Source organism: Streptomyces cahuitamycinicus, assembly GCF_002891435.1.
GTDB classification, from domain to species: Bacteria; Actinomycetota; Actinomycetes; order Streptomycetales; family Streptomycetaceae; genus Streptomyces; species Streptomyces cahuitamycinicus.
The window spans coordinates 1-1303 of sequence record NZ_POUC01000840.1 but is presented as its reverse complement, the minus strand read 5'-3'; the positions used below and the strand labels follow the sequence as shown (position 1 = coordinate 1303).

The following is a 1303-nucleotide window of genomic DNA, read 5'->3' as shown; positions in this document are numbered from 1 at the left end:
TGTCAATCCCCTGGTTTCGTAGAGACGTTGGTTATGCGGCCCGGCCTTCCTGATCGGTGCGGGCTCGCGCTTCCTGGATGATCCGTTCGAATTCGACGGGTGGCTTCCCGCCGGCCGCGCTGTGACGGCGTTTCGCGTTGTAGAAGTCCGCGATCCACGTGGCGGTCTTCAGCCGGGCCTCGGTGCGGGTGGCGAAAGTGTGCCGGTGGATGTACTCGACCTTGAGTATCGAGTGGAACGACTCCGCGGCGGCGTTGTCCAGGGCCGACCCGACGCGTCCCATCGACTGCACCACGCCCCAGCGATCGCACAGCTGCTGGAACGCCTCGGACGTGTATTCGCTGCCGCGGTCCGTGTGGAAGATGACGCCGTCGACCTGGCCGCCCCGGGTCGCGATCGCCATCTGCAGGGCGGCGCTGACCAGCGCGGCGTCGTGCCGCGTGCCCATCGCGTAGCCAAGAGTGCGGCGGGAGAAGGCGTCGTGGACGGATGCGAGGTAGATCTTGCCCTCGCCGGTGTCGATCTCCGTCATGTCGCCCCACCACAGCACGTTGGGAGCGATGGTGTCGAACTTGCGTCGCACCAGGTCAGGGGCAGTCTTCTGCTTGCCGGGGCGGGTGAGCGAGCGGCGTCGACGAGGCGGCCTGCGGCCCTGTAGTCCGAGTTCGGCCATGATCTCGGCGACGGTGTTCTGCGACACCTGCCAGCCCTCCTCCCACAGATCCAGCGTGATCCTCGGCGAGCCGTACGTCCGGCCGGAGCGGTCGAAGAAGTAGCGGATCCGCTCGGCCAGCACGGCCCGCCTGGTCTCGCGTTTCGTCGGCTCGGACGGCCTGCGGCGCCACTTGTAGAACCACGCCTCCGACACGCCCAGGGCCCGACAGGAGGTGCGGTACGGAACGCTGTGCACGGTCTTGTGGTCGCTGATCACCCCGACGAGCACCGCCGGGTCCGCCACAGCTACTTCACCCACAAGACCATGCAGCGTTTGAGCACATCACGCTCCATGGCCAGCTCCTTGTTGTCCTTCTTCAGCTGCGCGTTCTCCCGCCGCAGCCGCGCGAGCTCCTCGCTTTCACCCGTCGCCGTGGCCCCGCCGGCCCTTCGGGCCCGCGACACCCAGCTCGCCAACGTGGTCTCGTTGATCCCGAGATCCTCCGCGACCTGCGCGATCGGCTTGCCGGTCTCGGCGACGATCCGCACAGCCCCCTCACGGAACTCCGCGTCGAACTTCCGCCTCTTGCCTGCCATGACCCTCAACTTCCCCTGCAGTCAGGGTCTCTACGCTACGAGGGGAAGGTCA

At 67.2% G+C, this 1303-nt stretch carries 2 protein-coding genes; both read right to left on the bottom strand.

Annotated features, from left to right (window positions below; translation table 11 throughout):
• Nucleotides 1-31 precede the first annotated feature (31 nt).
• Nucleotides 32-973 (bottom strand): IS3 family transposase, encoded by a 942-nt coding sequence (locus tag C1J00_RS43315; RefSeq protein ID WP_245936751.1) that lies wholly within the window; start codon nt 971-973, stop codon nt 32-34.
• Nucleotides 961-1251 (bottom strand): transposase, encoded by a 291-nt coding sequence (locus tag C1J00_RS43310; RefSeq protein ID WP_102914224.1) that lies wholly within the window; start codon nt 1249-1251, stop codon nt 961-963. The genes C1J00_RS43315 and C1J00_RS43310 overlap by 13 nt, the downstream gene beginning before the upstream one ends.
• Nucleotides 1252-1303: the final 52 nt, after the last annotated feature.